We start from the raw sequence: 20665 nt of genomic DNA, 5'->3' as shown, positions 1-20665 counted from the left end.
ATCCCTACAGCGACGCGACACATTTTACCGAGCGAATTTCCATCACATCAGAGATGTAACAGGTGCCCCCAAATTTGTTGAGCAAAGGCCGCACGTTTTCGGCCACGGTTTTAATTTGATCGGGCATACAAAACGCAATGATGTAAATGTTGTCGCCCATGGTCATGTCGAGGTCTTCGCTGCCGCCGCGCAGCCCCTCGCCCTCTACATTTCGAATGACTGCATGGCCATGAACGCCCGATTTTCTCAGGCTGTCCAAAATTTTGGCTAGCTCAAAGGAGTTAGCAATAATCTCAATTTTTTTGACAAGATGCATGGGCTTAGCTCCATAACAGGTTAATGCCGTATAGGTAAAGCGGAATTCCGACAATAATGTTGAACGGAAACGTCACCGCTAGGGCTGTCGAAACGTACAGGCTAGGGTTTGCTTCGGGTACGGTTAACCGCATGGCCGCGGGCACCGCAATATAGGATGCGCTGGCGCACAGCACGGCAAATAGGAGGGCATTTCCCTGAGACATGTTGATTGCCCTGGCGATTAGCAGTCCAACCCCTGCATTGAATATGGGGATCAGTATGGCAAAGGAAATCAGGAACACGCCAGTCTTTTGCAGGTCCTTAATGCGTCGGGCGGCAACTAGGCCCATATCGAGCAAAAAGAAGGTCAGCACGCCGTAAAACATCTGCTGGGTAAAGGGCGATAACACTTCCCAACCGTGTTCTCCGGTCAGTACGCCAATGAGTAAACTACCAACCAGCAGAAAAACTGAGCTATTCAAAAAGGCATCTCGCAATACCTCAGACCAGACAAACTCTCGCTTTTCATCCCTGGCAAAGAAATTCACTAAAATTAGCCCGACAATGATGGCGGGGGATTCCATCAGGGCTAGGGCGGCCACCATAAACCCATCGAAGGGCATGCCCAACTCGGTGAGAAAGGCGCTGGCCGTAATGAACGTAACGGCGCTGATGGAACCATAGGTGGCTGCGATCGCTGCCGAGTCGTAGGTATCAAGCTTGATTCGCAGAATAAAAAAGGTATAAAGCGGTACCACACAGGCCATAGTGATGGCCGCCAAAATCGTCAGAATGACTTGCTGGTTAATGCCGCTTTTAGTTAGCTCGACACCTCCTTTAAACCCAATTGCCAGGAGCAAATAGAGCGAAAACAATTTAGGAATTGGCGGTGGGATTTCTAAATCAGACTTGACCAATACAGCCGTCATTCCCAAAAAGAAAAACAGTACCGGAGGATTCAAAATGTTGGACATGATCAAGTTGGCGTCCACGTCCATCCCTCCTGCTGCGGATATTGCCGAAAATTCAAAAAACTTTGCATTCTGTCAGCGATTATTGCCCTATGCCCCTTGATTATCGCCTTGAATTTCCTTCTGTCAATGGTTTCAATAAAATCTTTGCTAATGCCCAAGGTGCAGAGCGGTCATTCTTTCGGTTGATTGAAAACTTACTAAGGTACTGACCAGGTTACAGGAGCACGATATTACGGGCTTTTTAGAGCCGAATCGGACACGAACTGTGCAACAGAAAAAGGAGCCAACCCCTGAAGAGTCAGCTCCTAAAACCTAATTATTGATGAACAGCTTATTGTCTACTTAATGCTCATCAACAGCACCTGCGGTTAGCTGATGCTGGAGCTTTTTAGGCCCATGTGGGTGACGGCATTGCGGGTAAAGTTGATCCGTTGTTCAAAGTCTAGCGATTTAATTTGGCTGACAAACCCTTCGGTGTTCTCAGGCAGAGAGTAGTCGTTGGGGACATTGATGATTTCGCCCGACTCCATACCCTGGGCCAGCAGCAGCCAAAACTCAAGTTTGGCCGAAGGGCTAAGGGCCGCATACTCTTTGCTGATGTTGGTATCAGCACGGTTGGCGATGTCGCGCTGGGCCTGGAGTTGGTCATCTTTAGACAGCACAACAACCTGGTTATACAGCGCTTGGCCAATCCCTTCCGTTTTGTTGTCGGGGTTGGGCTGGAGCTGATCTTTGATGTCGAGATAGCCATACCACAGCAGGGCTAGCTGAGTATCAGCATCAAACTTTTCGAACTGATTCAAAGGTTCTTTAACGGCGTCTACGGTTAAGTAGGTCATGAGGACCTCCTGTGTAAGTTTCTGGCGCTGTGCTTTTTCCAAAAGCCTATTCCAGACCAAATAATAAGTTTAGGAAAGGCTTAAAAAAGATATAGCGTTCAACGCTTTCGTTACAAACTTTAACAACCTGGAACTGGTATTGTTGTCCGTCAGAAGAAATAACCTAAAGACCCCCGATTAGAGGGAGTGACAAAGTGCAGCTGCTCTCATCATCTCACCCTCCTTATCGCTTCGCCCCTTCTTTCTAAAGGAGACTAAGAAGAAATAACTTACCCCTAGGCTGAGGTTTAGCTCACTCTAAGTCATTACAGGAGCCTTGTATTGAAGCGCCAGCGCGCTCAGCAGCGGCTCGGTAAATCCTGTCCAGCCGATAATGCCGTCTTGTGCGCGCACCATCCCTAGAGTGGCTTGCTTAAAGGCGGGAAAGTAGCTTTCGGTGGCATCTTCGACCAGCAGGCACTCGTAGCCGCGATCGTTGGCTTCGCGCATGGTGGTCTGTACACAGACCTCGGTAGTGACGCCCGTGATAATCAGGTGGGTAATGCCCTGGGCTTTGAGGTGAGCATCTAAATCGGTGGCGTAAAAGGCTCCCTTGCCCGGTTTGGGGATGATCACTTCGTTGGGCAAGGGCGCAAGTTCGGGAATGATGGCGTTGCCCGGTTCGCCCAGCACCAGTATGCGCCCCATGGGACCGCGATCGCCGATTTTAAGTGAGCCATTGCCGCGATCGCGCTTCGACGGCGGGCAGTCCGACAGATCGGGCAAATGCCCCTCTACCGTCTGAAAAATCGGCAGTCCGTAGCGCCGAAAGGCCTCCTGCAGCGCCTTGACCCTGGGAATGATCGATCGCAGCAGGCTGACATCGTTGCCCAAAGCATGGCCAAAGCCGCCGGGTTCTATGAAATCGCGCTGCATGTCGATGATGATCAGCGCCAGTCCAGTGTTGGGGAGAGGGTAGGGGTAGGGTTGAGCGGGGATGGGYGTRKRMRWGRYRGGTGGATGGGTAGGGGGTGAACGGGTAGGGGCTTAGCACTGCTAAGCCCCTACGGCTGCCGTAGGGTGGGCATTGCCCACCATTTATCTAAGGTTCAGCTCAGATCACATATCGCTGCCTAGACCAGCGCCTCGATCAGCGCTTCGGAGTGGGCCACCGCGCCAAACACGCCGCCCTGCATTTTGACCATTTTCAGCGCGGCCAGGTGGTTGCCATAATCGGTGGCACCCGTGCAGTCTGAAAGCAGCAGGCACTCGTAGCCGCGATCGTTGGCGTCGCGCATGGTGGTGTGGACGCAGACATCGGTGGTAATGCCCGCCAGAATAATGTTGCGAATGCCTTTGCGGGTGAGGATTAAATCTAAGTCGGTGGCATAGAACGAGCCCTTGCCGGGCTTGTCGATCACCACCTCACCGGGTAGGGGTTGCAGCTCGGGGATGATCTCCCAGCCGGGCTCGCCCCGCACCAGAATGCGACCGCAGGGGCCAGGGTCGCCAATGCCCGCGCCGATCTGGCGCGATCGCCACTGTTTATTCTCCGGTAGGTCGGCCAGATCGGGGCGATGGCCCTCGCGGGTGTGGATAATGGTGAAGTCGCGATCGCGCATTACCCCCAGCAGCTTGGCAATGGGTTCAATTGGGGCGCGGGTAAGCGATAGATCGTAGCCCATCTTATCGACATAGCCACCGATACCGCAGAAGTCGGTTTGCATGTCGATCACGATCAGTGCCGTATTCTCGGGTTGCAGGTCCCCGTTGTAGGGGTAGGCATACGGCTCGGCTTCAACAAAAATTCCCATAGGTGCCCTCCATTTAGGTTGCTAATGGGCATTAGCGTGCTCTATCAGTCAATCGGGTGCAGCGTTAGCGATTCTCAACAGCGGCAGCTCGATTAGCTTCCACTGTATTTCACCTAACCTATCGCTCAACCCATCGTCATGAAGTGCTCCAAAGGACAGTGGCAAACGGTTACTCATGAGCCTGTCCGGGAGTTTCGGGGTACCCACCAAGGTACGCCTGGGCGAACAGGCGATGACTACAATCAGCAGGGTCAGAATGTGAGGTGACCCGTTAAACAATAGTTATTGCACACTAGACTACAGTCCAGGCTCCGCAACCTTCCTCTGAGCGTGTTTTAGCTCAACCGTCAGGTATCTGAGGATGTAGCCTGATCGCGGCCCAGCCTGAGCTTTGATCATTGAGTCCTGCCCTATTTCAGAGGTTGCCATGACAACTGAATTCACCGTCGGCGATCGCGTCCGCCTGACAGCTCTGCCGCCCTACTTCAAAACCGCCGACCCCATGCCCATGCTGCGTCCCGCCGATACCCTACCCGTAGGGGCCGAGGGGATTATTCAAAGCCGCCGTCCCGGTGGCTACTGGGGTATCAAGTTCGACAAAGGGGCGTTTTTGGTCGATAGCCAGTATTTAGAATCAGTAGAAGCCCCAGCAGACTAGGCTACCGGGGCTTCTAAGCAATCTAGTGAGGGTAATTAAGCTGAAGCGGTTTCGGTATCGGAGTCAGCCGCTTCAGGGGTGGCTTCAGCCACAGGTTCGGTAGCGGGTGCCTCGGCTGAAGCCTCACCTCCTTCGGGGGCGGCTTCTTCAGCTACGGCCTCTTCAGCCACAGCTTCCCCAGCCACGGGCTCTTCAACGACAGCCTCTTCAGCCACAGCTTCCCCAGCGACAGACTGTTTGGCTACAGGTTCTTCAGGCACGGACTCTTCAGCTACAACTTCTGCAGCTACGGGTTCCCCAGTCACCGCTTCTGCAGCTACGGCCTCTTCGGCCACCGCTTCTTCAGCTACGGCTTCTTCAACCACGGGTTCCTCAGGCACTTCTTCAGCCTTGGGCTTGGGCTTAGGGCCTCGCATCAGGGCGGGGGGAATCGCGGGTTTACGATCGCGCTCATCGCGATCGCGGCCCCGGCCTCCGCGTCGGCCCTTGTTGCCATCACGGTTGCCATCACGGCGCTCTCCGGTGCTGCGCTCACCGCCGCTCTTTTCTCCCACAGTGATTATTTTCTTCTTCGGCTTCTCAGGGGAGGTATTTGGAGTGTCTGCCATGACCCTACAATAGTTAACGTCGTGGAGATCTTAACTCGAATTGGCCCTGCCCAACCTGACTTGGGCCGCTGCGGCTCCTACACCCTCACCTGCAAAAGCAGCGCTCCTGAGGCACTCTCCTCGCTGAGGGAAAACAAGTTCAGATCAATAGCAAAGCCAGCGCCGCTATCCAATAGGGTCTAGGGCTGTTATCAATTAATTGCTGATAGCCCTAGAATCAGTGCGGTTAATCAACCACCCGCAGTCTTCCCTGGCTTAGCGCCTCATACACTCGGTTGATCAGGGCCGCATCGTTGGGGCTCAGATCTCGTTGGGAAAACATGGCCATTAACTGCTGCTGGTCATTGCGAGTTAGGCGGCGGGCCGCAAACATTCTTTCGATAGTCTGCTCAAGGTTTGACATAGTGACGCACTCTGATAGGTCGAACCGTGGCTATTTCCAGGGCGTGCAGAACGTCGTCTGAATCACATGCCTGAAAACTATAACGCTTTGTATAGTAACTCGATTTTAATGAGCGACAAGGGTGGTCGCATCGGCGGGATAACCTATTTGTTTACAAAAAATGCACCGCCGCAAGCGCCTCAAATCCGTAGTTTTACGGTCAGTAGCCAGCGGCCCGGTACAGCAACCGCCACACCCGTCAAGACGCCGGAACAAAAAAATGTTAAAGGGGTGAAGAGCAGCTAGCCACCTCCAATCTCGCGCGATCGCGCGATCGGTTGTATCCTGCGTGAGCTGGCCAGCGCTGTATCCTGCTGGCCCAAGTGGGGGGGCACTCTGAAATCTAGAGTTCACCAGCTATACTCGTGCCATAGGGGTATGGATTTCGACAGCTAATGCAATACCTGGCCAAGGTTCAAAAAAAGGCGTTCCTGGGCGGTGCAGAACTTTTACTGCTGGCCGAACAGACCTCTGAATCCACCTGGACACTACTGTCGGTAGAGCGCATCGTCGAAACCACGCGCCTGCTGGCCTTTCAGGAGGGCAATCTGGTGCTAATCGAACTCGACAACCTCAACCAGATTGTGTCTGTGCAAGATGCTACCTCCTGGGTGCTAGACCTGGTCGAACACTACCTGGCCTACGGCGTTACCCCCGAAGCCCTAGAACAGGAGATTGAGCGCGCCGAACGCTGGCGGCAATCGCTTACCCTCAAAAGCCAAGAGGTCGATCGCCGCGCCCTCGAAACCGCCGCCCGCCGCGACGAGATTCAAGAACTAGAGCGCAGTCTCAAGCAGGAGCGCGAAGAACTCGAAACCCGCTGGCAAGCCCTGGAGCAACTGAAGGCAGAGCGGGAGAGGAGTGAGTAGGAGCGTGGGAGTGTGGGAGCGTAGGCGAGTAGGCGTGTGGGAGCGTAGGTACGTGGGTGCGTGAGTGAAGCTATCTCTGCATATTTTTTGAACCGGCTTTGCCAACTTGCAATCTAAGGATGCAGAAGACTACTAATATCGCCCACCCGCCTACCCATCTACCCGCCTACCCATTCACCCGCCTACTCGCCTACTTGCCCACCCGCCTACCCATCCACCCGCCCACCCATCCACCCGCCCACCCATTCACCCGCCTACCCACCTCCCTCCCCCATCTCCCCCCTCCGCCCCTTGCCTCTGCCCCAACATCCTGATTGAATAGGGGCATTAAAATGAACTTTTATAACGGGATAGCGGGGAGACACCATGTATATCGTGCAGATTGCCTCGGAATGTGCTCCTGTCATTAAGGCTGGAGGGCTGGGCGATGTAGTCTACGGCCTCAGCCGTGAGTTAGAAAACCGGGGCCACTGTGTCGAGGTCATCCTTCCTAAATATGACTGCATGCGCTATGACCACATTTGGGGTCTGCACGATGCCTACTGCGATCTGGTAGTGCCTTGGTTTGGCACTGATATTCGCTGCGATGTGCTCTGCGGGTGGGTACATGGGCAGTTGTGCTTTTTTATTGAGCCCAAGTCGTGGGAGATGTTTTTTAACCGGGGCTGTTACTACGGCTGCGATGACGACCCGATGCGGTTTGCCTTTTTTAGCAAGGCGGCGATGGAGTTTTTGCTGCGCAGCAATAAGCGCCCCGATGTAATTCACTGCCACGACTGGCAGACGGGGCTAATTCCGGCCATGCTGTTTGAGATCTACAAGTACAACGGTATGGAGTTTCAGCGCACGCTGTACACCATTCACAACTTTAAGCACCAGGGCTTTGGCGGTACCGAAATCCTGCAGGCTACGGGCCTTAATCGGCCTGAGTACTATTTCCAGTACGATCGCCTGCGCGACAACTTTAACCCCTTTTCGATCAATTTCATGAAGGGGGGTATTACCTACGCTAACCACGTCAATACGGTGTCGCCGTACCACGCCATTGAGGCCCAGTACGGCAATGAGAGCTTTGGTTTGGGCCACACGCTGCACGTCAACGAGCACAAGTTTTCAGGCATTCTCAACGGCATTGACTACGAGGTGTGGAACCCAGAGCGCGATCGCTACATTCCGCACCACTACGGCCTCACCACATTTGAAGATAAGGCGCTGAATAAGAAAGAACTGCGCGATCGCCTGCTGCTGCGTCAGAGCGATCGGCCCCTGGTTGCCTTCATTGGTCGCCTCGATGACCAAAAAGGGGTGCACCTGGTTCACCACGCCATCTACCACGCTCTGGCGCGGGGGGCGCAGTTTGTGCTGCTGGGCTCGGCTACCGAAAAGGGCATTAACGACTGGTTCTGGCACGAAAAGAACTTCCTCAACGACAACCCCGACGTGCACCTGGAGCTGAGCTTTAACGAAGAGCTGGCCCACTTGATCTATGCTGGGGCCGACATGATTGTGGTGCCGAGCAACTTCGAGCCCTGTGGTCTGACTCAGATGATTGGTCTTAAGTACGGCACGGTGCCGATTGTGCGCGGCGTGGGCGGCCTGGTTAACACCGTGTTTGACTGGGATTATGACACCCTGCACGAGCCTGAGGGGCGCAATGGCTTTGTCTTCTTCCAGAGCGATAATGTGGCCCTAGAGTCGGCCATGAACCGCGCCTTTGACGTTTGGGATCACGCCCCCGATACCTTTAAGCAGCTGGCTCAACAGGGGATGCAGTACGACTTTTCCTGGAACCATCCTGGGCAGGCCTACATCGATTTGTATGAGTACATACGGCATAAGTAGCATACGCTACTAGTATTGGCTGGCGGAGCCGACCTTTGCCCTAAAGGCTTTAGGGGTGCAGAGCTGTGGTTTGCGCCCCTAGGGAAGCCAGAAGCGCCCAGGTTAGAAGCGCTCGCAAATTGGCGATCGCCGTTCGCGAAATGGGCACGCTGGGTTAAAAGCCGACCAGCCTACGCTCTCACCGCCGCTGATTGACCCTATGTCTGCTAGCTCTGACGTCGCCCTATCTAACCTCACTCGCGCCAAGCTACTTCGTGGTCAGGGAGATGCCCTTTACGCCATTGGTCGCAACAACGAGGCGCTGTCGCGGTTTGAGGCGGCGCTCACCCTCAACCAAGACGACTACGAGGTTTGGACGCTGCATGGGTTTTGTCTGGCCGCCCTCAAACAGTTTGAGGCCTCTATTGATAGCTTCAACCAAGCCATTGCCCGCTGCCCTGACTACGGTTTAGCCTGGCACGGCAAGGGCCACGCCCTGGCTAAGCTCAGCCACTTTGAAGAGGCCGCCACCCATCTGGAGCGGGCGGTTCAGCTCAGCCCTGGCGACAACAAGGCCTGGTACAACTTGGGTACGGCTCAAAACCAGCTGCACCGCTATCGCGACGCCGTCAACAGTTTTGAGCACAGCCTCAGGCTCAGCCCTCAAGACCACCGCGCTCGCTACAACCAGGGCGTTGCCCTGTGCGGTCTACACCGCTACGACGATGCTTTGCGGGTGCTGCAACTGGCCCTCGACCACCGACCCAATGCCCACTACATCTGGAACCAGCGGGGCACCGTGCTGATTCAAATGGGGCGCTATAGCGACGCGATCGCCAGCTTTGAAACCTCCCTCAGCCACCACGCCAACAACCCCAACGCCTGGTATGGCAAAGCCCGCGCCTACGCCATGGTGGGCAACCTAGAAAACACCCTCAAGAACCTCTACCGCACCTTTGTGCTTAGCCCTTACGTGTATAAAGTGATGGTGCAAATCGACGCCCACTTTGACAGCGTTCGCGACCACCCCCAGTTTCAGCGCTTGATTGAGTGAGGCAAACTCGGGGTTGCTAAATTGAGGCATGAACTTGGGTAGGGGCAAATGGCATTTGCCCTGCTAAACCGGGGATAACCGAGCAGGATTTAGTATGACTGTTTAGGGAGCCAGTTCTCCCAAAATTCTGAACCGCATGTGGTTGACGGCCAGGTCGCCCAGACGGACTGCGGGGCTGCCCTGGGGGAAGAGCAGCTTTTCAAAGGAAATATCTTTGCCCATTTCCACATGCCACCACGGCAGGCCCATAAAAAAGCGGGTGGGGTAGGGGCCACCCTCCTGCACATCGTCGGGGTTAGACTCCATGGGCACCCAGCCAAAGCCAGGAATGTAGAACTCAATCCAGACGTGGTTGAAGTCGGGCTCTAGGTAAAGACCGGGCTGGTCGGCGTGGGCTGGGCATTTATAGCGACCCACCGTGCGGCAGGCAATGCCGTTGAGGCGCATCAGGGCCAGCAGCAGGCCCACGTATTCGCCACAGGAGCCGCGCCCCCGCATTAGCACCACATCGGGAGGGTCGATGGCCGGGGTAACGGCGTAGGAAAGCTTGTCGTAGACGTAGTTGCGAATGCTGAGCACCTGGCGCAGCAGGTTGGTTTCGCTGCCCACGCTCTCGCGGGCCGCCGCCTGAATCATGGGGGTATCCATGGCTAGCTCGTCGTCGTCAATCAAGTAACGGGGGCCATACTCGGGGGGTAGGGGTGGGGCCGATTCTACCTGGCGCGGGGTGAGCTGGTACTTAATGCCGTAGACCTCGACGAGCGCCTTCCAGCCAAACAGGTGGCGCTGGTTGGGGTCGAGGCGATCGAACCTGAAGCTGGCCAGTCGTTCGCCGTTTTGCTGTAGCTCGGTGAAGGGTAGCCCCACCGGCTCGACCGATTTCACCCGCTGGCGATCGGTGCTGGTGGGAAAGGCAATTCGCCACTCCACATTCTCGAGTGGGGTAGCGTCTTCTAGGGTGTCGATTTCTTCGACGTAGGTCATCTCGACTAGGTAGCCATTGCTGCGACAGCAGTTGGCCGCTTTGTCCCAGTGGTAGGTGAGGGGGTGAATCAGGGTGCGATCGCGAAAGGTCAGCACGTAGGGCTCGGCCCCGTTGGGGTCTTCGCGCACGTAGGGCTCTTCGTTGGTGTAGGCCACCCAGAGGGTGCCGCTCTCGGGGGTGGTGTGGGGCGGCACCGCCAGCCCGGTGGGGGTGGCAAAGGGAGTGAGCATTTTGACCACCAGCTCTCCGGTGGCGCGATCGAGGCAGTACACGGTTTGCTCGATCTGGTCGCTGACCCACAGGTAGTCGCCCCAGACCGAGATATTCTCAATGCCAATGCCGGGGGCTAGAAACTGGGTAATGCGCTGCCCTGAGTTGCGATCGCAGACGAAGATGCAGCCCCCCTTTTTACAGCTGACGTAGAGGGTGTTCTCCCATACGGCAACACCATCGACGGGGTAGGGCAGAGTGAGCACCGGGGCAGGCTGAATGTGGTCAAGGGCGGTGGTATACACCGTGTGGTCGCGGCAAAACCACAGCTGGTCTTGCCAGCAGGCAACGCCCGTGACACCGTAAAACGCCTCAGCATCAGAAGCATTGAGAATCTCGATCTGGTCGGTTTTGGGGTCGAGGCGCAACAGGTAGCCCCGAAACGGATCTACTGCCAGCAGCAGGTCGCCCTGAAGCGCCAGGCCATAAATAGCCTTCACCCCAATCGGCTGAATCAGCGGGACGGCTCTCGCCGGGGAGAGGGCCGGAGATGTGGACGAAAGAGATTCAGGCATAACCAGTGGGGCAACCCAGAAGAAAGACAGCAGGCAGAGGGGTAAGCAATACCCCACCGCTAAGGTCATATCCTAGGGGAACGAGGCGATAAAAAGTGTAGTTTGCCTAGCCCGGCATTAAAAACCCGTGGAATTTGGATGAGGGGGTGGACAGGGGAGGGGTGAAAGGATGAGGACGAGGAGATGGAGCGGTTTCTCAGAGGGTGGGGATGAGAAGTTTTGGATTTTGGATTTTGTGAACTCACCGTCACCTGATCCTTATCACCCACCCCACCCCTCACCTTCCCAATCGCCTCATCTACCTCATCTTCTCCTACTCCGCGTCCTGGCTGAGCTGCTGCTCAACGGTGCTGATGGCGGCATTGAGGGCGGCCAGGCGGGTTTCTAAAGCATCGCGCCAGGACTTCATCATCTCCAGCTTGTGGCGCTGGTACTCGCGGCGAGATGCGGCGGAAGGGGGGGCACAAAAGGGTAAAAACATAGGGGCTACACGAGTGAGGAGAGCGATCAGAGAACTATCTAAAATCTAGCTCAGCCAGAGAAAGATTGCCGCTTCCTTAGGGCTGGACACCACCAGTTCCAGCGGCCCATCAGGCGCATGCTGGCGGGCACCAGCACGGCGCGGATTAGAGTCGAGTCGATCAGGACTGAGATCGCGATGCCCAGCCCCAAAGCTTTCACAAAAATAATGCTGGTAAAGGCAAAGGAGGCCGTGACAATAATGGTGAGCAGGGCCGAACTGGTAATGATGCGCCCGGTGCACTCCAGCCCTTCGACAATGGCATCGGTGTTGTTGCCGGTGCGATCGTAGGCCTCTTTGATGCGGGCCAGCAAAAACACCTCGTAGTCCATTGAGAGGCCAAACAGCACGCAAAACAGCACGATGGGCAGCAAAATGTCGAGGTAGCCCACGGGGGTAAAGTTGAGCAGGTTCTGAAAGTGGCCCTGCTGAAAGATAAACACCAGCGCCCCAAACGAAGCCCCAATCGACATGACGTTGAGGAAAATGGCCTTCAGCGGCATCACCACGGAGTTAAATAGCTGGGTCAGGGAGACAAACGTTACCAGGAAGATAGCTGCGATCGCGAGCGGTGCCCGCTGCCCAATAACGTCAATGGTATCGAGGCTCTTGGCGGTAGTGCCTCCCACGCTCAGGGTGAGGCCAGGCAGCGATTTTTGCCGTAGCTCTCGCACCAGCTGCCGCGACTGGGGGCTGTTGCTGTCGGCCCGGCTGCTGATTGAAATTAGCGTGGTGTCGTCGGCACTCAGGCGCGCTACCGCTGCTGCTACCGACTCCGGAGGAATGCGACTGGGGGTTCGGTACAGCTGCTGGTAGGTCGTCAGATCAAAGGTTGGGTCGAGGTTAAACAGGCTTTGCACGCTGGCAATGCGGGCGTCGGTCGTCAGCGATTCGACCCAGGTGTAGAGAGTCTCTACCGAGTCGGGGGCCAGTACGCGATCGCCAGTTTCGGTGGTAACCGCCACTAGAATAGGGGCCGTGCGCCCGGCACTGATGGCTTCTTCTAAGACTTCTACCCCCTGGCGAGCCTGGGCCGAGGCCGGCAGCGCGTTGACATCACCCAAACCCCACTGGGCCTGCCAGAAGGGTGACATTAGCACCAAAATGATGGCCACCACCGCCGCGATCGCCACCACCCGGTAGCGGATAACCCGGCGCGAAAACGGTCCCCAGAAGCCCACTCCCTCGCGAGGGGTAAACACTCGCCAGCGGTTGATCTGGTGGCCCAAGACTCCCAGCAGCGCAGGCACCAGGGTGAGCGCCGCCAGCACCGACATCAGCACGACCAGCGACCCGGCCACCCCCAGCGATCGCAGCAGCACTACCGGAAACAGCAGCAAACTCAGCAGCCCAATGCAGGTCGTCAGGCCTGAATAAAACACCGCTTCCCCGGCGGTGGCCATGGTTTCTGTGACCGCCTCCGGAACCGGACGGTGGACCAGCTCTTCTCGAAAGCGGCTCACCATCACCAGAGTAAAGTCGATGCCTACCCCCAGGCCCAGCATGGTGGTCAGGGTAACGGCAAAAATAGAGACCTCTGAAAACTGGGCGATCGCGTAGATTAGCCCGCTGGTCACGGTGACGGTGGCCACCGCCATTACCACCGGCAGCAGGGCTGCCACCACCGAGCCAAAAATAAACACCAGGGCAATCAGGGTCAGCGGCAGCGACAGCGCCTCGGCCCGCACCAGGTCTCTTTTGCTAATCTCCTGCGCTTCGTAGTCCACCACGGCTTTGCCGGTGAGGTAGCTGGTTACCCCAGCGGGGGTTTCCTCCTGCAGCAGGGTGAGCAGGGTGGCAATGGCGGTGTTGGTATCGCCCTCTGCAACCCGCAGGCTAATGGAGCGGTAATCGACATCGCCAGCCTCTCCCGGCAGCGCCGCAGGCTGACTCACCGACTCGACCGCAGGCAGCACCGCTAGCTGGCTCAGCAGGGGTTGGATATCAGGGCGCTGGTCAGCGACTGACCCAGAGGCGCGATCGCCGTCTGCGTACTCAAACACCACCGTCAGCGCGTCGGCATCGAGGCCTAGGCGGTCTGCTAACAGGCGATCGGTTTGGGCCGCCTCCCCCCTTTCGTAGGTTGTGCCCGTGCCGTGCAGCACGCTTTCTAGACGAGGGGCAAACAGCCCACCCAGCCCTAGCAGCACCACCCATAGGGCCAAAACCAGCCCCCTGTAACGGTAGGCCAATCGCCCAAGGGCAGCAAATATAGATGTTTTGTTTGATGTTCCGCTAAGTAGCTGCTGGCACACTAACCCCTCTCCCGGCCCCTTGCTGGCCCCATAATGGCTGCTATTGATACGCACAAACCCAGGGGCTGGATGTCACCAACGTCAGGATCTCTGCGAAATCTGCCGGGGTGAGTTGGTAAACCCCTATAGCATGGTTATTTCTACGGGCTAGAGGTGCATGATAGCGGTGACTGAGGCCAGTGTTTTGGCCAAAAATGTTGGTTTTATCCGGTTTTAGCTGAAAAATCTATGTGGAAAATCGTCCTGGGTGCCCTTTCTGCCAGCGGGGTTGTGGGTTTGGCAGTTTTGCTAAATCCGCTGGCGTTGTTCCCCGCCCCGTCTGTCAGTCCGTTGAGTGTTCAGGCCCCTGCCAGCGCCTCAGGCATCGTTATTTCGGAGGTCGCCGCCCCAGGAGCCCCAGCCCCGACTACCCCAGCCCCGACTACCCTAGTGCACCTGTTTGAGTGGACCTGGGCCGACATTGCCACCGAGTGTGAAACCTACCTCGGCCCCAACGGCTATCGAGCCGTCCAAATTTCGCCGCCCCAGGAGCACATTGTGCTGCCCGACTATGGCTATCCCTGGTGGCAGCGATACCAGCCCGTTAGCTATCGGCTCGAAAGCCGCAGCGGCAGCCGCGCCGCGCTACAGGACATGATTCACCGCTGTCGTGACGCGGGGGTCGCCGTCTACGCCGACGCTGTGATCAACCACATGGCTGGGTTTGACAGCGGCGTGGGCAGCGCTGGCAGTCGGTTTACCAAGTATGACTATCCCGGCCTTTACAAACCTGAAGACTTCAACGATTGTCACCAACAGGTCACCGACTATGACAATGCCGAAAATGTTACCCAGTGCGAACTGGTCGGCCTGGCCGACCTCAATACCGGGTCGGCTAAGGTGCAGGCCACTCTGGTCGACTACATGAGCGAGCTGGTGGAGATGGGGGTGGCGGGCTTTCGCATTGATGCGGCCAAGCACATTCGCAACGAAGAGCTAGGGGAAATTTTGGCGCAGCTGCGCGATCGCCACCCCGAAGTCAATCTTTATATCTATCAGGAAGTGATCGACCCCGGCACCGAGGCGATTCGCAAGCAGGATTACTACGACAGCGGCAACGTGCTTGACTTTAAGTATGGCCGTTTTGTGGGCCTGGCTTTTTTGGGGCTGGAGGGTCAAACTCTGGCCAATCTGCAAACCCTGGGAGAAGGCTGGGGCCTGGCTCCCTCGGCCCAAGCAGTGGTTTTTACCGACAACCACGACAAGCAGCGGGGCCACGGCGGCGGTGGTGACTACCTCACCTACAAAAACGGCGATCTCTACGCCCTGGCTAACGTGTTTATGCTGGCCTTTCCCTACGGTAAACCTCAGGTGATGTCGAGCTTTGCCTTTGACAACTCAGAACAGGGGCCACCAACCTACGCCAACGGCATCACCCAGCCGGTGTACCAGGGCGAGGCGTCGAATTGCTTTGAAGCATGGGTCTGTGAGCATCGCTGGCCCGCTATTGCCGGCATGGTGGGCTTTCGCAACGCCGTCGAGCCAGTGGCCGAAGTCACAGACTGGTGGAGTAACAACGCCAACCAGATCGCCTTTGGCCGAGGCAACCGGGGCTTTGTAGCCATCAACCGCGAGGCCCAGCCGCTGACCCACCGGTTTCAGACCCAGCTGCCTCCAGGTCGCTACTGCAATGTGGCGCAGGGCGGCTTAGCGGCCAACGGCAAAGTCTGCGCTAACGACGCCGAAGTCATCTTAGTCAACCGAGCCGGGCAGTTTACCGCCACGCTGCCAGCAATGTCGGCTCTGGCCATTCACGTAGAGGCCAAGCTGACCCGCCTGTTTTAAGCGACTTTAAGCGACGAAGGCTCGGGCTCGCAAGAGGTAGCCCCATTGAGGATGTCGACTCGTCCTGGAAGTCGCTGGGCTGATGCTACGTTGCCCTACTCGGCGTCTGGGGCGGGTTTCTTGGCCCGGTAAAAGGCCTTGATGGCAAACCGCACCAGCAAAATAAAGAAAGCTAACACCACCACAAACATCACCACTGGGGCTAGCAGCGCCAGGATGGAAATCACCACAGCCCCCACCAGTTCTACCCCAGCGAGAATCAAGTTTGTCGCTCCGCCCGTAGTCGCTGTGGAGACGAAGCGAGTCAGGCCATTGAGCCCCTTCACCGTGGCGGCGGCACCGCCCCCCGCCACGATCGCCACGCTCCACTGGGCAAAGGGGTCGAGCTGGTTGGCCGCGATCGCCATCAGCAGCGTGCCCGCTACCGCCGCCACGGGCAGCGCCACAGTATCGATCGCGTTGTCGAGCCAGGGCACGCTGTAGGCGGCAATTTCGACCACCAGAGCAATGGAAAGGCCAATAAAGGCAGAAGTGCTGCCCAACCAGGTCACACTGTTGGCTAGCTGAACGTGGCCAAACAGAGCAGCGGCACTCAGCACCCAAAAAGGCACCACCACCCGAAACCCGGCGGCTACCCCCAAGCCCAGGCCCAGGCCGATGCTCTCCAGCAGTTGCCAGTTCATCATGCTTACATCCATCCCGCTTCCCTCACCGACGATTTGTGAATGGCCAGTCAATCCTTGGCCTAAGAATAGGCCCCAGGGCTGCCTAGCAACAACCCTAAAATCGCCAGTAGTTCGACAAGCTCACTACAAGTCCAGAATCCAAAATTGACCTACCAGGGCAACCGCGTGCCGTCCCAGCTAAAAAATTCGCCGCTGTCGGCTGGGCTCAGGCCGTCCATAACCGTCATGAGCTGCGCCACTGTGCGCTCTACCGAAAAGAGTTTTTCGGGCGGCACCCCCCGCTGAAAGGGTTCCGACAGGCGGGTGTCGGTGGTACCGGGGTGCAGCAGGGCCAGGGTGGTGTTGGGGCTGCGGCGGGCGTACTCCAGCGAGGCCGTTTTGATCAGCATATTCAGCGCCGCCTTCGAGGCCCGGTAGCCGTACCAGCCCCCCAAACGGTTATCGCCGATACTGCCTACCTTGGCCGAAATCGCCGCATAAATGCTGGGCTGGTCGTGCTTAAGCAGGGGCAGCAGATGCTTGGCCAAGAGCGCTGCCCCCACCGCATTGGTCTGAAACGATCGCACCAGGTTCTCGCTGGTAATCTGCCGCAGGCTTTTCTCGGGCTGAAAATGGCCGTCGTGGAGTACCCCAACGCAGTACACCACCCGGTGCAACCGGGGCGTACGGGCCTGAATGGCTGCGATCGCGCCCGAAATACTTTCTTCCGCCGTCACATCCATCGGCAGGCAGGTGAGCCGAGGAAATTGCTCCGCCAGCGCCAGTAGCCCCTGGGCCGTCTCCGGGCGGCGGTAGGTGCCGTACACCGTCTCAAAGCGATCGTCGGCCAGCAGCTCCTGCACAAAGCCGAGGCCAATGCCCTGGCTGGCCCCGACGATCAGAGCATTCTGACGCGTTTCTATCATTGTTGCGGTCAAGGCAGGTCCACCCCAGCTAATGACTGATTACAGCGCATTGGTTTCAACCACGGTTCATCTCGGCGATCGGGTTCCAAAGACCCAGCAGCTCCATTTGAGTCCAATGATGGACTCCGGGTTGAGGGCAAATCACGGCGTCAACGTTCCCTCGGCGACTGCAATCAGCTCCTCCAGCGCGGCCTGAATATCCTTAGTCAGTCCTTCTACCGCCGCCTTCGCCGATCGCCGCGACTGGGCATAGTCGGGCCAGCGATCGCTGATATTCATCGGCTCTCCCAGGCTAATTACTGCCTGGCGTGTCCCCAACTGGGGACGTTTGGGCACCCGTGTCCCCTTCACCCGCTCCACTAGGTCAAAGAGAATCAGGGTGGTTTCGGCAAAGCGCTCAAAGCTGGGCTTGTCTTTCACGTAGTGGCCCGACACCGCCACAAAGCTCTCCGCCAGGCGCATGTGCTGCATCTGTAGGGTCGCAGCGGCGGCGATCCAATCGGCCAGACCGCGATCGAAGGGCGAAAGCTGACCCAGATCGTTAATGTCTTCGCGATAGATATAGCTCCACCCCGCTTCTTCTAGACGACGGCAGCGAGTCACCAGCGTGCCGGTGCTGGGGAGGGCAAAAAACCGTTCTCCCACTGCCAAAGCCCCGTTCAAAAGATGGCTTAACCGCTGGCCCAGCTCACCGACCGGATCTGGGTTGGACGGGCCTAGGTTGGACGAGCCTGGGTTGGACGGGTCTGAATTAACGGCCTCAAATTCGGTTGGCGTTAACCCATAGAACCTTTGGTAGAACCCTTCCAGGCGGGTTAGCAGGTGCTGCCCCAGCCCCAGCAGGCGAGGATAGTAGGCCTCGGCGGCCGTCCCCGCTGGGTCGCTGAACGACTGTACCGGCAGGCCGCAGTCGGCCTCTAGCTGAGACAGCAGCCGGTTGAGGGCGGCCCAATCGGGGCGAGGGTAGATATAGCGCAGACCCACCGGCAGCAACAGCACCTGCTCAGGCCGTTCTGCTTTTTGCAGATCTTCGACCGCCCAAAAGGCCAGCTGCGCCGTACCCGGCTCCAGATCGCTGATTACTTCACCGTGGCCGTTGGTTGCGCCCTCGGGAGCAATGGTGACCGGCAGCGGGGCGGTCATAATCTGCTCGCGCACTGCCTTCAGCGCCTTGAGGTCGAGCCTGCGGCCCCGGTGCACCGGAATGCCCCCGATCGCCGCAAAAAACCAGCCCAGCCACCGCCCGGCCCACAGCGGCATACCCCGGTCATACATAAAAAAACTGTGCAGCGGGCGCTTGAGGCGAAAGCCCTTTTGGCGTGCGGCCCGAGGCACCAGCCGCGAAAACAGGTATGACAAGCAGATGGGGTCGTCGACCTGACTGTGGCGAAAGGCCAGCAGCAGCCGAATTTTGCCCGTTTGAAACTGGCGAAAACACTCCGCCAATACCTCGGGGTTGTGGCAGGTCACCGGCCAAATACCCGCTGGCAGCCAGGGCCGCAGCCGCAGTCGCAGCATCAGGGGCAGCACAATATAGCAGCCCTGCACCACCCAAGGTTTGTAGCGGGGAGGGATAAAGCCCAGGGGCGGCTGGGCGCGGTTCAGCTTAGGCAACGGCAGACTCCAGGCAGGGGGCGGGGTTTTCCATAGCCCACTTTAGGGCGTGTCACTCATTCTGGCTACAATCCCTGTGCCATCAACGTTGCCAAATACCAATCGTCCATGTCGCTAGCGCAGCACCCGCAACAAGCAAAACAACCATAGCCGTTCCCCGAGCGGAGTCGAAGGGAATCGCTAGTATTTAGAGCTAATCCGAACCGCGTAACCCTGACTTAAAGAGCAGGTGGCTTGCGTAGGGGCAAACGGTGTTTGCCCACCCCAACCGGGGGCAGCTAAGGCAGATTCAGTACAAGATTGCGATCGCAGCAGCCCAACGTTTCGCTGCACTGGTATGCCCCAGATCGACAAAGTCCTCCTCCCAGGGGAGAAGGACCTTGCTGCGGGACCACACAACCGGGTGATTCATAGCCATGAGCCACCCTAAAAATAAAAGTGTCTGACCCCTGAAAGCCCCCTGGGATCAGACACATTTACCTGTAAGGACGCATTTCAAGCAGACCAGCTCTCAGGTTCAAATGCCCCCAAGTGAGCCGCCGAACTGACCTGCTGCGTTCTTCAGAATTAAATTTATTCTCTTCGCTTTAGGGCCTGACGGCGTCGAGGGAATTACGGAACCCGGCTAACTTTCTCGCCCATTCGCTGAATTAGATTCGGTGGGATTACTCAGGCTAGGGATGGCCGTCTGGTTCAAACCTGTGCCCGGCCGTGATTGAGGCCCTGGTTGCTGAAGTAGGGTAGCGGAGCCTGGGGCTCGGGCCAGTGGTAGGCCACATAGCGCAGCACCCAGGGGGCCGACACCAGCAAACACAACACCCCCAGCCACCAGCTGGCCTGAAATTCGGCCAGGGTATCGATGGCATTGGCGGTGGGCTGAGTGGCCAAAAAGTCTACTCCTGAGGCGATCGCATTGTTGATGGCGTGGGCTGCCATCGGCACCAACAGCGATCGCGTGCTCAGGTACAGCAGCGACATCACCACCCCAAAGACAAACAGCCCAATCAAGTTAGAGTGCAGCACCCCAAATAGCACCGAGGTCAGCACAATGGCCGGGCGTACCCCCCACTTGACGCCCCAGCGGTGCAGCAGCACGCCGCGAAAGATAAATTCTTCGGTAATTGGGGCCACCACCACCACCGAAAACAGCATGAGCGCGTTGTAGAGACCAGGAGCCGTCGCCTGGTCAGAAGATAACAGCAGCGACTGGCTCAGAGTTGTCTCGACCAGCCCCGGTGCCACCAGCGACAACCCCAGGTACGAGACCTGAAACGCCCCCAGCGAAAACAAAAACACGCCGACTACCAGCCACAGCAGCTGTACCCAGGCCAGGTGTCTGGGCACTGGCCCCAGCAGCGCCGCCAGCCGCAGGGGCAATCGCCTGGTGGCTAACAAAATCGCCCCACACAGGCCCACAAAAATCAGGCTGTAGAGAATGGGGGCCAAAATGGGGTCGTCCCCCCGCAGGGGCAGCAGCTCTAACGTCCCTAGGGTGCTAAACACCAGGGCCAGACCAGCAGAAATCATGACAAACATCACGACGACCTGCCTGGCCTTGAGCGCCAAAAACGGATTTTCACACCCTGCCATAGGTCTAAGCCTGCCTGCAAATCGCTGAAAAGAGCCGCCAGAATCTATGCTACTGATTAATGCGATCGCGCAGCGTTCCCTACGGGGAATCGCCCTGTTTTGATCGATTCAATCATGAATGGTTGAGGGGGCGCTATAACTGAGGC

The 20665-nt window shown here is 57.4% G+C and carries 20 protein-coding genes; 6 read left to right on the top strand and 14 right to left on the bottom strand.

Translation table 11 applies throughout. The features are described 5' to 3' along the window. Nucleotides 1–4 precede the first annotated feature (4 nt). The 5 genes from IQ265_RS17925 to IQ265_RS17905 form a co-directional block, all read right to left on the bottom strand. Nucleotides 5–316, bottom strand: coding sequence for a P-II family nitrogen regulator (locus tag IQ265_RS17925; RefSeq protein WP_194056073.1), 312 nt, complete (start codon nt 314–316; stop codon nt 5–7). 4 nt (nt 317–320) lie between these two features. Beyond that, nucleotides 321–1289: a sodium-dependent bicarbonate transport family permease gene (locus IQ265_RS17920; protein ID WP_194056072.1), complete on the bottom strand. Its 969-nt coding sequence runs from the start codon at nt 1287–1289 to the stop codon at nt 321–323. Between the two features lie 350 nt (nt 1290–1639). Next, nucleotides 1640–2110 carry an orange carotenoid protein N-terminal domain-containing protein gene (locus tag IQ265_RS17915; RefSeq protein WP_194056071.1) on the bottom strand — a complete coding sequence of 157 codons (471 nt, stop codon included), beginning with the start codon at nt 2108–2110 and terminating at the stop codon, nt 1640–1642. A gap of 297 nt (nt 2111–2407) precedes the next feature. Continuing rightward, on the bottom strand, nt 2408–3088 hold the full coding sequence (locus IQ265_RS17910; RefSeq protein WP_194056356.1) for an isochorismatase family cysteine hydrolase: 681 nt from the start codon (nt 3086–3088) through the stop codon (nt 2408–2410). 134 nt (nt 3089–3222) lie between these two features. Beyond that, nucleotides 3223–3903, bottom strand: coding sequence for an isochorismatase family cysteine hydrolase (locus IQ265_RS17905; protein WP_194056070.1), 681 nt, complete (start codon nt 3901–3903; stop codon nt 3223–3225). A 427-nt stretch (nt 3904–4330) separates the two neighbouring features. Between IQ265_RS17905 and sipA the strand changes: the two genes are divergently transcribed. Next, the gene (sipA, locus tag IQ265_RS17900) at nt 4331–4561 is read left to right on the top strand and encodes a regulatory protein SipA (protein WP_194056068.1); all 231 of its coding nucleotides are present in this window, start codon (nt 4331–4333) and stop codon (nt 4559–4561) included. A gap of 35 nt (nt 4562–4596) precedes the next feature. Here the strand turns inward: sipA and IQ265_RS17895 are convergent, their stop codons facing one another. After that, on the bottom strand, nt 4597–5169 hold the full coding sequence (locus tag IQ265_RS17895) for a hypothetical protein (protein ID WP_194056066.1): 573 nt from the start codon (nt 5167–5169) through the stop codon (nt 4597–4599). 226 nt (nt 5170–5395) lie between these two features. After that, on the bottom strand, nt 5396–5572 hold the full coding sequence (locus IQ265_RS17890; protein ID WP_190524118.1) for a hypothetical protein: 177 nt from the start codon (nt 5570–5572) through the stop codon (nt 5396–5398). Nucleotides 5573–5638: 66 nt separating this feature from the next. Between IQ265_RS17890 and IQ265_RS17885 the strand changes: the two genes are divergently transcribed. From IQ265_RS17885 to IQ265_RS17870, 4 genes are all read left to right on the top strand, one after another. Continuing rightward, on the top strand, nt 5639–5857 hold the full coding sequence (locus IQ265_RS17885) for a hypothetical protein (RefSeq protein ID WP_194056064.1): 219 nt from the start codon (nt 5639–5641) through the stop codon (nt 5855–5857). Nucleotides 5858–6006: 149 nt separating this feature from the next. Beyond that, nucleotides 6007–6480, top strand: a complete 474-nt coding sequence (locus tag IQ265_RS17880) for a hypothetical protein (protein WP_194056062.1) — start codon at nt 6007–6009, stop codon at nt 6478–6480. A 366-nt stretch (nt 6481–6846) separates the two neighbouring features. Continuing rightward, nucleotides 6847–8322, top strand: coding sequence for a glycogen synthase GlgA (gene glgA / locus IQ265_RS17875; protein ID WP_194056059.1), 1476 nt, complete (start codon nt 6847–6849; stop codon nt 8320–8322). Between the two features lie 199 nt (nt 8323–8521). After that, nucleotides 8522–9355: a tetratricopeptide repeat protein gene (locus tag IQ265_RS17870; protein WP_194056057.1), complete on the top strand. Its 834-nt coding sequence runs from the start codon at nt 8522–8524 to the stop codon at nt 9353–9355. A gap of 102 nt (nt 9356–9457) precedes the next feature. On the opposite strand, the gene IQ265_RS17865 is transcribed toward IQ265_RS17870, so the two are convergent. The 3 genes from IQ265_RS17865 to IQ265_RS17855 all read right to left on the bottom strand — a co-directional run bounded on the left by IQ265_RS17865 (nt 9458) and on the right by IQ265_RS17855 (nt 13810). After that, on the bottom strand, nt 9458–11125 hold the full coding sequence (locus IQ265_RS17865) for a transglutaminase family protein (RefSeq protein WP_194056055.1): 1668 nt from the start codon (nt 11123–11125) through the stop codon (nt 9458–9460). Nucleotides 11126–11438: 313 nt separating this feature from the next. Further along, nucleotides 11439–11606, bottom strand: coding sequence for a hypothetical protein (locus IQ265_RS17860; RefSeq protein WP_194056053.1), 168 nt, complete (start codon nt 11604–11606; stop codon nt 11439–11441). A gap of 50 nt (nt 11607–11656) precedes the next feature. Further along, the gene (locus tag IQ265_RS17855; protein WP_194056051.1) at nt 11657–13810 is read right to left on the bottom strand and encodes an MMPL family transporter; all 2154 of its coding nucleotides are present in this window, start codon (nt 13808–13810) and stop codon (nt 11657–11659) included. Nucleotides 13811–14128: 318 nt separating this feature from the next. On the opposite strand from IQ265_RS17855, the gene IQ265_RS17850 reads away from it, so the two are divergent. Continuing rightward, a complete protein-coding gene (locus IQ265_RS17850; protein ID WP_194056049.1) occupies nt 14129–15724 on the top strand; it encodes an alpha-amylase family protein in 1596 nt (531 codons plus the stop codon). A gap of 95 nt (nt 15725–15819) precedes the next feature. On the opposite strand, the gene IQ265_RS17845 is transcribed toward IQ265_RS17850, so the two are convergent. From IQ265_RS17845 to IQ265_RS17830, 4 genes are all read right to left on the bottom strand, one after another. Then, a complete protein-coding gene (locus tag IQ265_RS17845) occupies nt 15820–16422 on the bottom strand; it encodes a DUF4126 domain-containing protein (protein ID WP_194056047.1) in 603 nt (200 codons plus the stop codon). 137 nt (nt 16423–16559) lie between these two features. After that, on the bottom strand, nt 16560–17315 hold the full coding sequence (locus IQ265_RS17840) for an SDR family NAD(P)-dependent oxidoreductase (RefSeq protein ID WP_194056045.1): 756 nt from the start codon (nt 17313–17315) through the stop codon (nt 16560–16562). Nucleotides 17316–17456: 141 nt separating this feature from the next. Further along, entirely contained in the window at nt 17457–18929 is a 1473-nt protein-coding gene (locus tag IQ265_RS17835) for a 1-acyl-sn-glycerol-3-phosphate acyltransferase (protein WP_194056043.1), read from the bottom strand. Nucleotides 18930–19622: 693 nt separating this feature from the next. Beyond that, nucleotides 19623–20519, bottom strand: coding sequence for a type II CAAX endopeptidase family protein (locus IQ265_RS17830; protein ID WP_194056041.1), 897 nt, complete (start codon nt 20517–20519; stop codon nt 19623–19625). Nucleotides 20520–20665: the final 146 nt, after the last annotated feature.

This window comes from Nodosilinea sp. LEGE 06152 (assembly GCF_015207525.1).
GTDB lineage: Bacteria > Cyanobacteriota > Cyanobacteriia > Phormidesmidales > Phormidesmidaceae > Nodosilinea.
The sequence above is the reverse complement of the archived record's forward strand: the minus strand, read 5'-3'. Positions and strand labels throughout refer to the sequence as shown.

Bases quoted from the DNA above. Each gene is read 5' to 3' on its own strand.
- IQ265_RS17895 (WP_194056066.1), bottom strand. From the start codon at position 5,169: ATGGCAGACACTCCAAATACCTCCCCTGAGAAGCCGAAGAAGAAAATA.
- IQ265_RS17830 (WP_194056041.1), bottom strand. From the start codon at position 20,519: ATGGCAGGGTGTGAAAATCCGTTTTTGGCGCTCAAGGCCAGGCAGGTC.
- glgA (WP_194056059.1), top strand. From the start codon at position 6,847: ATGTATATCGTGCAGATTGCCTCGGAATGTGCTCCTGTCATTAAGGCT.
- sipA (WP_194056068.1), top strand. From the start codon at position 4,331: ATGACAACTGAATTCACCGTCGGCGATCGCGTCCGCCTGACAGCTCTG.
- IQ265_RS17925 (WP_194056073.1), bottom strand. From the start codon at position 316: ATGCATCTTGTCAAAAAAATTGAGATTATTGCTAACTCCTTTGAGCTA.
- IQ265_RS17885 (WP_194056064.1), top strand. From the start codon at position 5,639: ATGCCTGAAAACTATAACGCTTTGTATAGTAACTCGATTTTAATGAGC.
- IQ265_RS17850 (WP_194056049.1), top strand. From the start codon at position 14,129: ATGTGGAAAATCGTCCTGGGTGCCCTTTCTGCCAGCGGGGTTGTGGGT.
- IQ265_RS17905 (WP_194056070.1), bottom strand. From the start codon at position 3,903: ATGGGAATTTTTGTTGAAGCCGAGCCGTATGCCTACCCCTACAACGGG.
- IQ265_RS17860 (WP_194056053.1), bottom strand. From the start codon at position 11,606: ATGTTTTTACCCTTTTGTGCCCCCCCTTCCGCCGCATCTCGCCGCGAG.
- IQ265_RS17870 (WP_194056057.1), top strand. From the start codon at position 8,522: ATGTCTGCTAGCTCTGACGTCGCCCTATCTAACCTCACTCGCGCCAAG.
- IQ265_RS17890 (WP_190524118.1), bottom strand. From the start codon at position 5,572: ATGTCAAACCTTGAGCAGACTATCGAAAGAATGTTTGCGGCCCGCCGC.
- IQ265_RS17840 (WP_194056045.1), bottom strand. From the start codon at position 17,315: ATGATAGAAACGCGTCAGAATGCTCTGATCGTCGGGGCCAGCCAGGGC.
- IQ265_RS17880 (WP_194056062.1), top strand. From the start codon at position 6,007: ATGCAATACCTGGCCAAGGTTCAAAAAAAGGCGTTCCTGGGCGGTGCA.
- IQ265_RS17845 (WP_194056047.1), bottom strand. From the start codon at position 16,422: ATGGATGTAAGCATGATGAACTGGCAACTGCTGGAGAGCATCGGCCTG.
- IQ265_RS17915 (WP_194056071.1), bottom strand. From the start codon at position 2,110: ATGACCTACTTAACCGTAGACGCCGTTAAAGAACCTTTGAATCAGTTC.
- IQ265_RS17865 (WP_194056055.1), bottom strand. From the start codon at position 11,125: ATGCCTGAATCTCTTTCGTCCACATCTCCGGCCCTCTCCCCGGCGAGA.